Genomic DNA, 15,348 nt, shown 5'->3' with positions numbered 1-15,348 from the left:
CAATATGGCTGATTCCAGCAAAAAGATGCAGATCGTGTTTGCCTCGGCCGAGTGCGCGCCGTTTGTGAAGACCGGTGGCCTGGGCGACGTAGCGGGCTCGCTGCCTGCGGCGCTTGTGCGCGCCGGCGCCGAAGTCATCGTGATGGTGCCCAAGTACGCCACCATCAAGGACGAGTACAAGGCGCAGATGGAGCACTTCTCCGACTTTTACGTGAGCTTGGGTTGGCGCAACGAGTACTGCGGTCTCGAGAAGCTCGAGCACGACGGCGTCACCTATATGTTCATCGACAACGAGCGCTACTTTGCGCGCGACTATCCGTACGGCTTCTTTGACGACGGCGAGCGCTTTGCGTTCTTCTCCAAGGCCATCACCGAGAGCCTGCAGCACCTGCCGGCCGGCTTTGAGTGCGACATCCTGCACTGCAACGACTGGCAGACGGCGCTGGCGCCCGTGTTCTTGCGCGAGTTCTACCAGGGCCTGCCGCTGTACGACCGCGTCAAGACCGTGTTCTCGATCCACAACGTGGCGTTCCAGGGCCAGTTTAGCGACACCGTGATGGAGGACATCCTGGGTGTGGCGCATATTCCGGCGGCCGCCTCGCAGCTGCGTTGCGACGCCTGCAGCATCAACTACATGCTGGGCGCCCTGCGCTATGCCGACGCCATCACTACGGTGAGCCCCACCTATGCCAACGAGATTCAGACGCCCGAGTTTGGCGAGGGCCTGGACGGTGTGCTGCGCGAGCGTTCATACGCGCTGCAGGGCATTTTGAATGGCATCGACGTCACGGGCTTTGACCCGGCGACCGACAAGCGCATTGCCGCCAACTACACCGTCGAGGACCGTTCTGGCAAGGCCGTGTGCAAGGCCAAGCTGCAGGAAGAGCTGGGGCTCGAGGTTCGCGACGACCGTCCGCTTATGGTCATGGTCACGCGTCTGACGCGCCAGAAGGGCCTAGACCTGGTCATGTACGCGCTCGACCGCATTCTGGCCGGCGGCGTGCAGGTGGCGGTGCTGGGCACCGGCGACCGCGACTACGAGGACGGCCTGCGCTACTTCCAGGACAAGTACCCCGGCACCATGGCCGCGCGCATCGAGTTCGATCCGGCGCTGTCGCAGCGCATGTATGCCGCCGCCGACATATTCCTAATGCCGTCGAAGTTTGAGCCCTGCGGCCTGTCGCAGATCATCGCCATGCGCTACGGTACCCTGCCGATTGTTCGCGAAACCGGTGGTCTGAAGGACACCGTGCAGCCGTACAACGAGTTTACCGGCGAGGGCACGGGCTTCTCGTTTAGCAACTTTAACGGCGACGAGATGGGCGATGCGGTATTCCGCGCGGCGCGTCTGTTCTGGGATAACCGCGAGGCCTGGAACCAGCTGGTCACGCAGGCCATGAGCCAGGACTTTAGCTGGACGCGCTCGGCCGATAAGTATCTGGACCTGTACTTCTTTATGCATCCGGAGATTGAGCGCCCGGCGTCGGTTGCCGACGAGCCGGTGGCTGCTGAGGAGCCCAAGGCCGTGGAGAAACCGGTTGAGGCTGAGTCCGCAAAGGCCGAGCCTGAGTTAAAGGCTGAGGCTGCTCCCGAGCCCGAGCCTGAGGTGAAGCCTGCTGCGAAGCCTGCGGCAAAGAAGACCACGACTCGTAAGACGACGGCTAAGAAGGCTACGACGACCAAGGCTACCGCGACTAAAACGACGGCTGCCAAGACAACGACCACGCGCAAGCGCACGACCGCCGCTGCCAAGAAGGCCGCCGAAGCCGAGGCTGCTCCCGAGGTAAAGACCGAGGTCGCTGAGGCCAAGACAGCCGCCAAGGCTCCGGCAAAGACCGCTGCCAAGAAGACGACCACGACCAAGACCACGGCTGCCAAGAAGGCTACGGTCACAAAGTCGACCAAGACCAAGGCCGCCACGACCAAGGCAGCCGCAAAGCCAGCCGTCAACGTCGATGAGACGCCCGCCGAGTCCAAGGCCGAGGCAACCGTCGAGACCAAGCCGGCCGCCAAGACCACCACGCGCAAGCGCACGGCGACAGCCAAGAAGGCCACGGCAAAGGCCGCAACTCCCACGGCAGAGACTAAGCCCGCTGCTGCCAAAGAGGAGCCCAAGGCCGAGTTAAAGGCCAAGCCGGCTCCGAAGGCCGCCGAGGTCAAAATCGCTCCAAAGGGTACGGCCAAGCCCGAGCCCGCTAAGGAGACTCCGGTCTCCCCCGCCGCTCAGGTCGAGGAAAAGGCTCCGACCAAGAAGACGTCCGTCCGCAAGGCAACGGCCACCCGCAAGCGCCGCTAGCCCACAGACGATCCAAAACCTAATCAAACCCTATGCAAGGGGCGCTCCAACTGGGCGCCCCTTCTCTGTAGGTAGTTGGTAAAACGATTTTCAAGGACAACCGTTCGCCGATGGTAAACGGATGTTGTTTATACAGCCTGTGTACAACAGATATACTTACATCCTGTGCGTAAAGCCCATGGCCAGCAGGCCATGATTCTATTGAACTGGACCGTACTATGAGATTGATACACAACAGCCGTCTGCCGCAGTTTCGTACTCCGTTTGGCGCTGTGACCACTGGAACTTCCGTTTCGCTATCGGTGATTTTGGAGGATGCCGACCCCAACCAGGCAACGCTTACCCTGCGTACCTGGGTCGATGAAATCGGTGAGTCTCTGTATCCCATGACGCACGAGGGCGACGGCATATTTACCGTAGAGCTTGAGTGCACCGAGCCCTGTCTTATCTGGTACAGCTTTATATGCAATATCGAGGGCCAGCCCGAGGTTCGCCTGGGCGCACCACAGGGCCGCACCGGCGGCGAAGGCGTAACCTACGACTACGCCGAGGTGCCGTCATTCCAGGTCACCGTCTACAAACACCGTGAGAACCGTCCCACCTGGTACGAGCGCGGTATGGTCTACCAGATCTTCCCCGATCGCTATGCCCGCGACGAGCACTGGCGCGAGCGCACGCTGGCCGAGGTCGAAAAACCGCGTAAGGGCATTCAGCGCCGCATGGTCGAGGACTGGAACGAGCCGCCCGTGTACGAGCGTGCCGAAGACGGCTCCATCAAGACTTGGGACTTTTACGGCGGTTCGCTCAAGGGTATCCAAGAAGACCTGCCCCGCATTGCCGAGCTGGGCTTTACGGCCATCTACCTCAACCCCATCTTTGAGGCCGCAAGCAACCACCGCTACGACACGGCCGATTACACCAAGATCGACCCGATCCTGGGCACCGAGCAGGACTTTACTGAGCTGTGCGAGGCGGCAGAGAAGCTCGGAATTTCCATCATCCTGGACGGCGTCTTCAACCATACGGGCGACGACTCGATCTACTTCAACCGCTACGGCAACTATCCCGGCGTCGGTGCAGGGCAGAGCGAGGACTCGCCGTGGCGCGATGCGTTTTATTTCCACGAGGACGGCTCGTACGACTGTTGGTGGGGCGTGGGTAACATGCCTGCCATCAATGAGAGCTCCGAGCTGGTACGCGAGCGGCTCCTGGGCAAGGACGGCGTTATCCGTAAATGGCTGCGCGCTGGTGCTCATGGCTGGCGCCTAGATGTGGCTGACGAGCTTTCCGATGACTTCCTGACCGAGATCAAAAAGGCCGTGCTCGCCGAGAAGCCCGACGCGCTGCTGCTCGGCGAGGTCTGGGAAGATGCCTCCAACAAGATCAGCTACGGCCATCTGCGTCGGTATCTACAAGGCTCCGAGCTCGACTCGGCCATGGATTACCCCTTCCGCGACATGGTCATCGGCTTTTTGATGGGCTACAAAAACGCCTACCAAGCTGCCGAGGATATCGAGACCCTACGCGAGAACTATCCGCGTGAGGCCCTGTCTTGCGCACTTAATCTGCTTTCGAGTCACGACCGTCCGCGCATTATATCGGTGCTCGGCGGCGGCCCCGACGAGTCGCAGCTGCCCGAGTGCGAGCGCAGCAAATGGCGTCTGGATGAGAACGCGATGGGCCTGGCCAAGAGCCGTTTTTGGCTCGCGACGCTCATGCAGATGACCTTCCCGGGTGTGCCTTCGATTTACTATGGCGACGAGTACGGCCTTGAGGGACTCACCGATCCGGGCAATCGTCGCACCATGCCGACCAAGGAAAACCTGCACGACTTCGATACGCTTGCGATCGTCAAGAACGCATCTGCTGTGCGCCGCGCGTTGCCGTTTATGATCGACGGTGAAATCAAGGCCTTTGCGCTCAATGACGAAGTACTCGCTTATACGCGCACCGGTAAAGACGGCGAGTCCGCGACCGTCATCATCAACCGCAGCCTGCGCAATTCACACCGCGTGACGATTCCGGCGCTCGGCGAATGCGCGAGCGATGTGATTAGCGGTCACGAGTGCGAGATTCACAACGGCACGGTCACGCTCGACCTGTACCCGCTGGGTTCGTCGATCATCTATCACCACGCCGAGCAGCGCCTGCAGGAGCCGCTCGATCACGGTGCGGGTGTTGTGTGCCATATCACATCGGTGCCGACCGACGACGGCAAGCCCGGTACGATCGGCGCGCCCACGCGTCGCTTTATCGACCATCTGGCCGCCATGGGCATGCGCTACTGGCAGGTTCTCCCCGTCAACCCCACGGACTTCTTCCGCTCCCCTTACGCCGGTCCTTCGGCCTTTGCAGGCAATATCGACCTGCTACCCGAGAGCCACGAGGAGCTGGCAGCCGACTTTGAGACCTGGAAGGCCCGCGGCGGCGAGGATGCCGATCCGCTGTACACCGCGTTTAAACATCGCAATGCCGATTGGCTCGAGAAATACTGCGTCTACATGGCCGTTAAGAAGTACTTTGAGGGCGAGTCGCGCCATGATTGGCCGGCAGATGTCGCGCGCTACAACGAGCATCTGATCGACGACAAGCGCTTTCACAACGAGGCCGAGCTTCAGGCGTACATGCAGTACCGCTTTGACCTGGCTTGGTGCGAGCTCATGAACTATGCGCACAAGAAGGGCATCGAGGTTATCGGCGATATTCCTATGTACGTGTCCGACGATTCGGCAGACGCGTGGAGCGAACCCGAGAACTTCTGGCTGTCCGATACCGGCAAGGCGATTGAGATTTCCGGTGCGCCGCCCGACAACTTTGCGCCCGAGGGCCAGGTGTGGGGCAACCCGACGTTCCGCTGGGACCACATGAAGCAGAACGGCTATAGCTGGTGGATGGATCGCCTGCGTCGCGCGTTCTCGCTCTACGACCGCGTGCGTCTGGATCACTTCCTGGGGTTCCACAGCTACTTTAGCATCCCCGCCGGCAAGGCCTGCGCCGACGGTCGCTGGCTGGCGGGACCGGGCAAAGACCTGTTCCAGACCGCCTATGACGAGCTGGGTCCGCTCAACTTTATCGCCGAGGACCTGGGCTATTTGACGCCCGGTGTTCGCGCCATGGCTTCGACCTGCGGTTTCCCCGGCATGGACGTGCTGGAGTTTAGCGATTACGACGTCCGTTGCGGTGTGCATCCCACGCCTGGCAAGATTCTCTACACCTCGACGCACGATACGTCGACGCTGGCCGGCTGGTGTACGCGTTCCTTTGCGGGCGGCGATGAACCGAGCGGTGTTGAGGTGGCGGCCAAGCTGATGAGCGACGCGCTGGCAAGCGACGCTCCCCTGGTGATGATGCCGCTGCAGGATGTCCTGGGGCTTGGCGACGACGCGCGCATGAACGTTCCGGGCGTGGCCACGGGCAACTGGACCTGGCAGGCTGACGAGGCAGACATTGCAGCCGCCGAGAACAAAACCGCACAGCTCCTGCGCAACAACCATAGATTCTGGGGCGAAGCGTGATAAAAGCCCCGATATAGGGTACAGTTACAGACGTTTGAATTTTTGCGGGCAGAGTAATCTGCCCGCTTTGTGCTGAAAAGGAAGTATTATGGCGCGCTACGATTACAAGTGCTCGAGCTGCGGCAACGTGTTTGAGGTTGAGCATCCCATGTCCGAGACTCCCGAGGTCGTGTGCCCCAGCTGCGGTGCCCCGGCGGCCAAGACGTTCTCGGCCAGCGGCATTAAATTTGAGGGCAGCGGTTTCTACAACACCGACCAGCGAAGCGGCGGCTCCAGCACCAACGCCACGAGCGGCTGCTGCGCCAATTGCCCGCATAGCCACTAGAAACCAAACAGCCCCGCGATCAACGCCGATCGCGGGGCTGTTTCTTTGCTCTATGGGTAGCTAATCAAGCTACCCAGGTTTCCTTATGAGTTGCGGTGAAATAAGGACTGTTTGGTAGGTAGATGCCGCTATTCAATCCCTATTTCACCGCAACATAGTAGTTACTTGCGGATCAGGCGGGCGCAGAAGTGGCCGTCGTAGGAGTCGGCGTTTACGGGAACGCTTTGGAAGAGGCCTCGATCGTTCTGACGTACGAATACGAGCTTCTTGGCCTGATCGAACTCGGGGAGTTGCAGAATCTGCGCCTCGGAGAGCGGTGCGACGCTAAAGTCGGCGCCCTCGGAAGAGGCCAGGAAGGCATCCACGACCTGTGTGTTCTCTTCATCAAAAACCGAGCAGGTGGCATAGATGAGCTCTCCGCCGGCGGCCACGCGCGCAGAAGCCTCCTTAAGCATCGTCAGCTGAAGCTTGGGTAACTCGGCCGTCACATCATTCTCGGTTAGGCGCCACGGGATCTCAGGATGACGGCGCATGGTGCCGGTGCCCGAGCACGGCGCATCGATAAAAACCGTGTCGAACTTAACAGGCTCGCCAAGCATGGCATCAAACGATGTGAGCACCTCATCAAGCTCGCAGGCATCACCCGAAACCGTACGAACGCCCTGAATACCGGCCTTATGCAGGCGAGCGAGATTCAGGTCGCACTTGCGATCATGCAGATCGAGCGCCGTATGCTGACGCTCATAGCCCGCACGCTTGGCCTGGCACATCATCACAAAGGTCTTGGTGCCACGACCGGCACCAATCTCAAGGCAGCTACCAGGGCGCGTGGCAGCTGTGGCGATAAGCTGCGCGTTGAGATCAGATGCCACCGCGGCAGCACGCTCAAACACACCCGAAGCAACGGTAACCTGGGCATCAACCGGGGCATGGCAGCCCGGGAAGACAGGCGCGACGAGCTGCGAGATATACGGATCGGGCTTGGTCGCAAAGGCGTTCTCATGCAGGGCCAGCGGCGCGGGGGCCAGATTGCCGGCAAAGTTAAGCGCACCCTCTGGCGTGTCGAACGATGCCATAATGCGAGCGCACAGCCAACGCGGCAGTCCCATCAGGCGCGACAGACGAACCAGGCGTCGCTCAGACTCATCAACATCGGACGCCGTGGCAAAGTCCTCAACGTTGTCCGCGACCTTATGCAGCACGGCATTGGCCAAACCGGCGGCAGACTTAGCTCCGCTGCGCACCAGCTCAACGCCCTGACTCACCGCAACGCGACCCGGCGTATGCAGATAGAGCATCTCGAAGGCCGAGATACGAAGCGCCATGCGAACACGCGGCGCAACCTTTTTAGGCTTATCGAGAAACTGATCGAGCAGTTCGTCCAAAATACCCTGCGTGGCGGCCACACCGAGCGCCAAGCGAGCTGCAAAAGCGGAATCGCGCTGGTCAATAGCCTTGGCCGATGCGCGAGAGGACAGCACGTCACGCGCATACATACCGCGGCGATCGGCCTCCATGAGCACATCGAGCGCAAGCTTGCGCGCGGGAGACAGCTTGCTCATGACAAAACACCCCACGAAAGATCGGCGCCCTGCAGCCCAGCAGCCCAAGCAGAAGCGGCCATGGCACGCTTGCCATCGGGCTTAACCTCGAGCAGTTCAACCGCACCATCGGAAAGGCCAAGGAAAACACGCTTATTCTTAACGTCAACGCCGCCCTTGCTAAGCGAAACATCGGCCAGCGCAGCATCGAGCACGCGCACGGTCTTGCCGGCAATCACGCAACGAGCAGGCGCGGTATCGGACGAAGCGAGCACATGACGCACGCAATCGAGCGCAGCCATCTGCGGATCCAGACGCATCTCCAGCTTGGAAATCTTGGCAGCATGAGTGACGAGCGACTCATCCTGCTCAGTCCACACGGCGGTGCCATCAGCAAGAGAAGGAAGCGTATCGGCAAGCAGTTTGCCGCCAAGCTCACCAAGCTCCATGGTCAGCGCCTCAGCATGCTTACCGGCAACCGACGTGGAAGCCTGAGCACAATAAGCACCAGTATCCACGCCATGTCCAATGCGCATAATGGAAACGCCAGCAACCTCATCACCAGCAAGAATCGCACGCTGAATAGGAGCGGCGCCACGCCAACGAGGCAGCAAAGACGCATGAACATTCACAATACCAAGCGGCGCCATATGCAGCACCTCATCAGGCAAAATGCAACCATAGGCAGCCACGCAGAAAATATTAGCCTGGGCAGTTTGAAGCGCCTCAACAACCTCAGGCGTCATACGATTGGCCTCAACGACCGGCAACCCCAGCTCAAGCGCCTTGGCCTTAACAGGAGAAGGCTCAAGCTTCTTACCACGCCCACGAACAGCATCAGGGCGAGTAATAACAAGCGCAATCTCGTTACCAGCCTCAACAAGCGAAGTCAGCGAAGGCACAGCAAAATCGGGCGTACCCATAAACACAATACGCATAAAAGTAAGTCTCCTCTCAACAACGAACCGAGACGGCTACAAAAGAAGCGATCCAGGTCGCAAGCGCACCCAGCCGCCAGAACAGTCCAACAAAAACAAATATACCCAAAACCAAAGAAAGAGCCGCAATAAAAGCAGCTCTTTCAGCAAAGCAATTATCAGCGAAGACGCCCCTCCCTGGCCCAACGGCACCCGGGCGAACCGAGCCAGAACAACGCAGTCCCCGGTGCTGAGCGCCCACATATCGTCCCGCGCGCAGTTTCGCAGCAAAGCGAGAATGTTTGAGCACGGGATGATATGTGGGCGCTCAGCACCGGGGACGGTGGGACCTACTCCGTCTCGCCCGGTCGAGCGCCGCGGGCCAGGGCGTCCTGGTACTCCTTGACAGCCTTGAGCCTCTGCATCGGCTTCAATCGCTCGAACATGGTGTTGCCGTGCAGGTGATCGATCTCGTGCTGCAGACAAACGCAGAACAGATCGCCCGAGGCCTCGTAGCGAATCAGGTTGGCATCCAGGTCGTACGCCTCGACAACGACATGGTCGGGACGCTCAATCTCGCAGCTAATGCCGGGGATGGACAGGCAGCCCTCGCTAAAGGGCACCAGATGGTCGCTCTGCTCCACGATCACGGGGTTAATGAGCACGTAGGGGTCGTAGTCGTTCTTGTCGCTGTAGTCGCAGTCGATGGTGACGAGCTGAATGAGCTCGCCGATCTGCGGGGCAGCCAGGCCGCAACCGCCGTTCTCGAACATCATCTTCTTCATCTTCTCGGCAAGCGCCTCGATCGCCGGGGTGATCTCCTCGATGACGGCGCACTCCTGGCGCAGACGAGGGTCGGGCGACAGTACGATTCCATTGGCTTCCATGGCCATCCTTTCGGGTTGTTACATCAAATCATAGGCGTCGACGTCAACGCTCACGCTCACGCCGCGCACAGAGCCCACCTCTTTGAGGCAGGCGTCGATATCATCAGAGACATGGTACCCTACCGGCGACTTTACAAGCAGATGGAAGCGGTAACGGTCCTTGGCTCTCTCGATTACACACGAAGCCGGGCCCAGCACCTGCGGCACGGCACTCCCTGCCCGCAAAAAGTCGGGCGCGGCAGCATGCCAACGGCGCTTGAGGAGCTTTGCAATGCGCCCGATGTAGTCCTGCGCGTCGTCTCGGTTCGCCGACCATACCAAGATGTTGACCAGGCGAACAAACGGCGGGTACAGCGCGTCGCGGCGCTGGTCCAGGTCGTAGTCGGTAAAAATCGAGCGGTCGTGCTCGGCGACGGCGCGGATGACCGGGTCCTCGGGCAGGTAGGTCTGGATGATAACCTCGCCGGGGCGATCGCCGCGGCCGGCGCGGCCCGCAACCTGCTCCAGCAGATCGTAGGCGCGCTCCCCTGCGCGAAAGTCGGGCAGCTTGAGTGCGAAGTCGGCATTGACCACGCCTACGAGCGTGACCTCGGGAAAATCGAGACCCTTTGAGATCATTTGGGTGCCCAGCAACACGGCACAATCCGCCGCATCGAACTGCTCGAGCAGCTTTTTGTGCGCATCCTTGCCGCGCGTGGAATCGGCATCCATGCGAATAATGGCGACATCCTCGGGAAGCATCTGATGCAGTGCGTCCTCGATCTGCTGCGTTCCCAGACCCATTTTTGCCAGGTAGCGACTGCCACATTTGGGGCATCGGCTCGTGGGCGCGGGATACGGCTGCACGCGCCAAGACGAACCGCAGGTGTGACATTGCAGCGTGTGCGTGCGCTCGTGATATGTAAGCGCGGTGGAGCAGTGATTGCAGGTGGGGACGCATCCGCACTCGCGGCACATCAAGAACGGCGCAAAGCCACGGCGGTTGTGCAACAGCACGGCCTTCTCGCGGCGCTCGACCACACGCTCCAAGCCCTCCATCAAGGGTTTTGAGAACATGCAGCGGCTGCCATGCGAGAACTCGCGGCGCAGGTCGGCAATGCGGACAGTCGGCAGCACGGCGTGTCCCGGGCGCTCGGGCATCTCGACGCGCGTCCAGGTGGCACCGTTATACATGCCACGGCGGCAGCGGTCGAGAGCCTCGGCCGAGGGCGTGGCGGAGCCCAACACAAGCGGGCAGCGGTAACGCCGCGCCATCTCTGCCGCCACCTCGCGCGCGTGGTAGCGCGGACTGGAACCCTGCTTGTAACTGGTCTCATGCTCCTCGTCGATGATGATGAGGCCCAAGTCGCTGAGCGGGCAAAAGAGCGCCGAGCGGGCGCCCACGACCACGCGAGCGGCACCGCTGGCGACCATATCCCACTGGTCCAGGCGCTCGCCAGCCGAAAGGCGGGAATGGAACACGGCGACCGCCCCGCCAAAGCGCGAGCGGAAGCGGCCGACGGTCTGGGCCGTCAGCGAGATTTCGGGCACAAGCACGCACGCCGAGCGACCGGCCGCGAGCACGCGCTCGATGGCGGAGAGATAAACCTCGGTTTTGCCGGAGCCGGTGACGCCGTCGACCAGCACCACGTCGCCATGAGCGTCCAGACGGGCGCGCTCAATCTGCGCGAGCGCCTGCTGCTGACCGTTGGTGAGTGCGACCGGTGCCTTGCCGCTTGCCGAGGAGAGCGTGGTCTGTTCATTGCAGCCACGCCACGCACGGCGCTCCTCCACCACCACGACGCCGCGTTTTTCGAGTGCCTTGATGGTCGCCGACATACTGTTGTAGAGCAGGTTGAGGTCACGCGTCGTGACCGGGCCGCACTGGAGCGCCTCGATGAGCTGACGCTGGCGGACCGCGGTCTTGGGCGGCGTATAGTCGAAGCCCTCGGGCGTAAGCATGACCCAGCGGTTTTGGATAGGCTTGACGGCGGGGCGCTCGACAGTCCACACGCCGTCGTCGCCCTTGACCACGCGCGGGCTTCCGCCCGGTGGCAAGAACAGGCGCAGGCACTCGGAAAGCGTCGCGACATACTCGTAACTCATCCAGCGTGCGATACGGGCAGCCTCTGCGGTAAAGAGCGGTTTGCTGAGGATAGCCTCGATGGCTCTAATGCGCGCGGGGTCGAGGGCGTCGTTACCTTGCAGGTCGGCCAGCTCGGGCGCGATGTTGACGATGTAGCCCGCGGCCGCACGGTTGCCAAAATGAACTAGGACGGTGGAGCCGATCTGGACATCGTTGGCGAGTGACTGCGGAACGCCATAAGCAAACGGCTCGGACAGCGCACGCGTCGGGATGTCGAGGACCACGCTCGCATAGACGGCGATGGGCTCAGGTGCAGGCTTAGGCTGAGCCGAGGCAGCGGCAGGCGCTGGCTTCACCGGAACCTCCTCCGGTTCCGGCGAACCAAACAGCGACAGTTGCTCGGCCATGGCCCCTATACCTCCCATCCCATGCGTCTTCAGAAACAAGAGCCCCGCTCGGGTGAACGGGGCTCGGATACATGCGTTTACGCGGCTGCTACAGCGCCATCGTGCGGGCGCGGTCGATACGCGCCAGGCAGTCGTCGCGGCCGACGAGCGCCATGGTCTCGCCCAGCGGGGGGCTCACCATGTTGCCGCAGACGGCGACGCGCACGGCCTGGAACACCACGCGCTTCTTAAGGTCCATCTGCTCGGGCAGCGGCTCAAGCGCGGCGTCGATGTTGGCAGCCGTCCACTCGTTCACGCCCTCGAGAGCGGCCTTGGCGGCATCCAGAATGGCACCCATGCCCTCCTTGGCCAGGCCCTTGTTGACGGACTTCTCGTCATACTCGAGCGTCTCGGCCGTAGCGAAGATGGGAGCGGCGACGGTCACGGCGTCGGCCGGCATCTTGGTGCGCGGCTTGACGATGGCGGCAAGCGCGTCGATCCAATCCTCGCCGTACTCGACATTGCCCTCGATGAGACCCGCCTCGTGCAGCTCGGGGACCATGATCTCGTCGGCAAACTGAGCATCGGACATGCCGTTGATGTACTCGGCATTGACCCAATCGAGCTTCTTGGGATCAAAGGTCGCCGGGTTCTTGGAGATGCGGTCGAGTGAGAACTTGTTGGCCAGGACATCGCGCGGGATGATCGTGGTCTCGCCGTCGAGCGACCAGCCGAGCAGCGCCAGGTAGTTGACGAAGGCGTCGGACAGGTAACCGGCGTCGCGGTACTCCTCCACCGAGGTGGCGCCGTGGCGCTTGGAGAGCTTCTTGCCGTCGGCGCCCAGGATCATGGAGATGTGAGCGAACGTGGGCACGGGAGCGCCGAGGGCCTCGTAGACCATGACCTGACGCGGGGTGTTGGACAGGTGGTCGTCGCCGCGGATGACATGGGTGATCTTCATCATGGCGTCGTCGACGACGGTCGCGAAGTTATACGTGGGCGTGCCATCGGAGCGGAAGATGACAAAGTCGTCGAGCTCCTTGGCGTCGAAGGTCACCTCGCCGTGGACGGCGTCGTGGATGACGACGTCGCCGCGGTCCTCGGGCACCTTAATACGCAGGACGTAGGACTCGCCGGCCTCGATGCGACGGCGGGCCTCCTCGGGATCAAGATCGCGGCAACGGCGCTGATAGCCCTGGAAGGGGTCCTTGCGCTCCTGCGCGGCCTTGCGGTCGGCGTCGAGCTGCTCCTTGGTGCAGAAGCAGGGATAGGCCTTGCCCTCGTCCCAAAGCTTCTGGGCGGCCTGCTTGTACAGGTCCAAGCGCTCAGTCTGGGCGTAGGGGCCAAAGTCGCCGCCTACCTCGGGGCCCTCATCCCAGTCCAGGCCAAGCCAACGCATGGCGCGCAGGATGATCTGCGTGTTCTCATCGGTGGAGCGGGTGGGGTCGGTGTCGTCGATGCGCAGGATGAACGTGCCGCCGTTTGCGCGGGCGAAAGCCCAGTTATAGATAGCGGTGCGAGCGCCGCCGATGTGCAGCTTGCCCGTCGGTGAGGGTGCAAAGCGGACGCGAACGTCTGATGCCATGGATATCTCCTCGATTGCAGGATGGATGTCTAACCGCACCAGTATAAAGCATCAAAGCAACCTCCGCACAAAGGGCACCGACTCACTCATTGGGGACAGACTTAAATGACCAGTCTTTGGCAACCTGTTGGCATTTAGGTAAGGCTGGTCATTTAAGTCTGTCCCCAATGAGTAGGTGCGGAAAGGGTGTGAATGTTTGATTTACGCGCTATGATGAGCCCTTGCATAGAGAGCCCGGCGGAATGGTAACGGTCGCCGGGACACGTTTTTGAAAGGACAATCATGTCAGAAGAACTTCGTTCCATCCCACCCCAGCACGGGTCCTTCGTATTTACGTCGGAGTCGGTGACCGAAGGTCATCCCGATAAGATCGCTGACCAGATCAGCGACGCCGTCCTCGACGCAATCCTCGCCAAAGAAATAGAGCTCCAGGAGCAGGGTTACATCGCCCCCAACGGCGTGCCTGCCAACGTGGAGAACGTCCGCTGCGCCTGCGAGACCCTCGTGACCACCGGCACCGTCATCGTCGCCGGCGAGATTCGCACCCAGGCCTACGTCGACGTGCAGGAAATCGCTCGCGGCGTTATCCGCCGCATTGGCTACAACCGTGCCAAGTTCGGTTTTGACTGCGATACCTGCGGCGTTATGAGCCTCATCCACGAGCAGTCGCCCGATATCGCCCAGGGCGTCGACGAGTCCTTCGAGACCCAGACCGGCGCTACCACCGACCCGATCGACCTGATCGGTGCCGGCGACCAGGGCATGATGTTCGGTTATGCCTCCAACGAGACCAAGACCCTCATGCCCATGCCGCACTACCTGGCGAGTCGCCTAGCCGAGCGCCTGGCCGCCGTGCGTCACGACGGCACCCTCGCCTATCTGCGTCCCGACGGCAAGACCCAGGTCACCGTGCGCTACGAGGAAGGCAAGCCCGTCGAGGTCACGACCATCGTCATCTCCACGCAGCACGCTGCCGAGATCGAGGACATGGGCAAGATCAAGGCCGACCTCATCGAGCACGTCATCACCCCGGTCATGGCCGCCGAGAACATGCCGTGGGACAACGCCGACATCTACGTGAACCCCACCGGTCGCTTTGTCGTGGGCGGCCCCATGGGCGACACGGGCCTCACCGGCCGCAAGATCATCGTCGACACCTACGGCGGCTACGGCCGTCACGGCGGCGGTGCCTTTAGCGGCAAGGACTGCACCAAGGTCGACCGCTCCGCCGCGTATGCCGCGCGCTGGGTCGCCAAGAACGTGGTCGCCGCCGGTCTGGCCGACCGCTGCGAAGTCGAGCTTGCCTACGCCATCGGCGTTTCCAAGCCCCTCTCAATCATGGTCGACACCTTCGGTACCGCACATGTTGCCGAGGACAAGATCGTCGAGGCCGTAGAGAAGACCTTCGACCTGCGCCCGGGCGCAATCATCCGCGACCTGGACCTGCGCCGCCCCATCTACGAAAAGACGGCAGCCTACGGTCACTTCGGCCGAGAAGACGCCGACTTCACCTGGGAGAAAACCGACCGAGTCGAAGAACTCAAAGCAGCCTGCGGCCTGTAAGCTAACCCGAAAAACTACAGCCAAAAAACAACGCACCAAAAGAAGTACCGACTCCAACCGGTACTTCTTTTTTTAAGGTGGTGAAGATGAGCCGACCTGGGACATGGAATAGGCCACAGGCCGATAAATTTCGCAGCAGAGCGACTCCAACCATGTATCCTAAGTTCCGAGGGCTTTAGTATTTGGTCGATCGCGAGTTCCGCACGAGCCGGAGAGCACTTAATGTGCTCTCCGTGCGAGCAGGACTGCTCGAGCAGGCGACCAAATA

9 protein-coding genes are annotated in these 15,348 nt (G+C 61.4%); 4 read left to right on the top strand and 5 right to left on the bottom strand.

The annotated features are described in order from the left end of the window. Window positions 1-4: 4 nt before the first annotated feature. The 3 genes from glgA to ABG996_RS05720 all read left to right on the top strand — a co-directional run bounded on the left by glgA (window position 5) and on the right by ABG996_RS05720 (window position 6,136). The gene (gene glgA / locus ABG996_RS05730) at window positions 5-2,296 is read left to right on the top strand and encodes a glycogen synthase GlgA (RefSeq protein WP_347479142.1); all 2,292 of its coding nucleotides are present in this window, start codon (window positions 5-7) and stop codon (window positions 2,294-2,296) included. Between the two features lie 218 nt (window positions 2,297-2,514). Further along, window positions 2,515-5,811 (top strand): 4-alpha-glucanotransferase, encoded by a 3,297-nt coding sequence (locus tag ABG996_RS05725; RefSeq protein ID WP_347479140.1) that lies wholly within the window; start codon window positions 2,515-2,517, stop codon window positions 5,809-5,811. Between the two features lie 88 nt (window positions 5,812-5,899). After that, complete coding sequence (locus tag ABG996_RS05720) at window positions 5,900-6,136, top strand: FmdB family zinc ribbon protein (RefSeq protein WP_006233925.1); 237 nt, start codon at window positions 5,900-5,902, stop codon at window positions 6,134-6,136. Window positions 6,137-6,297: 161 nt separating this feature from the next. Here the strand turns inward: ABG996_RS05720 and ABG996_RS05715 are convergent, their stop codons facing one another. The 5 genes from ABG996_RS05715 to gltX all read right to left on the bottom strand — a co-directional run bounded on the left by ABG996_RS05715 (window position 6,298) and on the right by gltX (window position 13,517). Next, on the bottom strand, window positions 6,298-7,698 hold the full coding sequence (locus ABG996_RS05715; RefSeq protein WP_347479138.1) for an RsmB/NOP family class I SAM-dependent RNA methyltransferase: 1,401 nt from the start codon (window positions 7,696-7,698) through the stop codon (window positions 6,298-6,300). Next, complete coding sequence (fmt, locus tag ABG996_RS05710) at window positions 7,695-8,615, bottom strand: methionyl-tRNA formyltransferase (protein ID WP_347479137.1); 921 nt, start codon at window positions 8,613-8,615, stop codon at window positions 7,695-7,697. Before fmt ends, ABG996_RS05715 begins: the two co-directional genes overlap by 4 nt. Window positions 8,616-8,944: 329 nt before the next feature. Further along, window positions 8,945-9,481, bottom strand: a complete 537-nt coding sequence (gene def, locus ABG996_RS05705) for a peptide deformylase (protein ID WP_118384748.1) — start codon at window positions 9,479-9,481, stop codon at window positions 8,945-8,947. A gap of 18 nt (window positions 9,482-9,499) precedes the next feature. Further along, entirely contained in the window at window positions 9,500-11,953 is a 2,454-nt protein-coding gene (priA, locus tag ABG996_RS05700) for a replication restart helicase PriA (protein ID WP_347479135.1), read from the bottom strand. Window positions 11,954-12,041: 88 nt separating this feature from the next. Beyond that, window positions 12,042-13,517, bottom strand: a complete 1,476-nt coding sequence (gltX, locus tag ABG996_RS05695; RefSeq protein ID WP_006233932.1) for a glutamate--tRNA ligase — start codon at window positions 13,515-13,517, stop codon at window positions 12,042-12,044. Between the two features lie 282 nt (window positions 13,518-13,799). Between gltX and metK the strand changes: the two genes are divergently transcribed. Next, a complete protein-coding gene (gene metK, locus ABG996_RS05690; protein WP_022094972.1) occupies window positions 13,800-15,080 on the top strand; it encodes a methionine adenosyltransferase in 1,281 nt (426 codons plus the stop codon). Window positions 15,081-15,348 lie beyond the last annotated feature (268 nt).

Source organism: Collinsella aerofaciens (assembly GCF_039836695.1).
Classification (GTDB): Bacteria; Actinomycetota; Coriobacteriia; order Coriobacteriales; family Coriobacteriaceae; genus Collinsella; species Collinsella aerofaciens_BD.
This window is presented reverse-complemented; position numbering and strand designations above follow the sequence as displayed.

What these genes read in the sequence shown, in the direction of transcription:
- glgA (WP_347479142.1), top strand. Translation starts at nt 5, where the DNA reads ATGGCTGATTCCAGCAAAAAGATGCAGATCGTGTTTGCCTCGGCCGAG.
- ABG996_RS05725 (WP_347479140.1), top strand. Translation starts at nt 2,515, where the DNA reads ATGAGATTGATACACAACAGCCGTCTGCCGCAGTTTCGTACTCCGTTT.
- ABG996_RS05720 (WP_006233925.1), top strand. Translation starts at nt 5,900, where the DNA reads ATGGCGCGCTACGATTACAAGTGCTCGAGCTGCGGCAACGTGTTTGAG.
- ABG996_RS05715 (WP_347479138.1), bottom strand. Translation starts at nt 7,698, where the DNA reads ATGAGCAAGCTGTCTCCCGCGCGCAAGCTTGCGCTCGATGTGCTCATG.
- fmt (WP_347479137.1), bottom strand. Translation starts at nt 8,615, where the DNA reads ATGCGTATTGTGTTTATGGGTACGCCCGATTTTGCTGTGCCTTCGCTG.
- def (WP_118384748.1), bottom strand. Translation starts at nt 9,481, where the DNA reads ATGGAAGCCAATGGAATCGTACTGTCGCCCGACCCTCGTCTGCGCCAG.
- priA (WP_347479135.1), bottom strand. Translation starts at nt 11,953, where the DNA reads ATGGCCGAGCAACTGTCGCTGTTTGGTTCGCCGGAACCGGAGGAGGTT.
- gltX (WP_006233932.1), bottom strand. Translation starts at nt 13,517, where the DNA reads ATGGCATCAGACGTTCGCGTCCGCTTTGCACCCTCACCGACGGGCAAG.
- metK (WP_022094972.1), top strand. Translation starts at nt 13,800, where the DNA reads ATGTCAGAAGAACTTCGTTCCATCCCACCCCAGCACGGGTCCTTCGTA.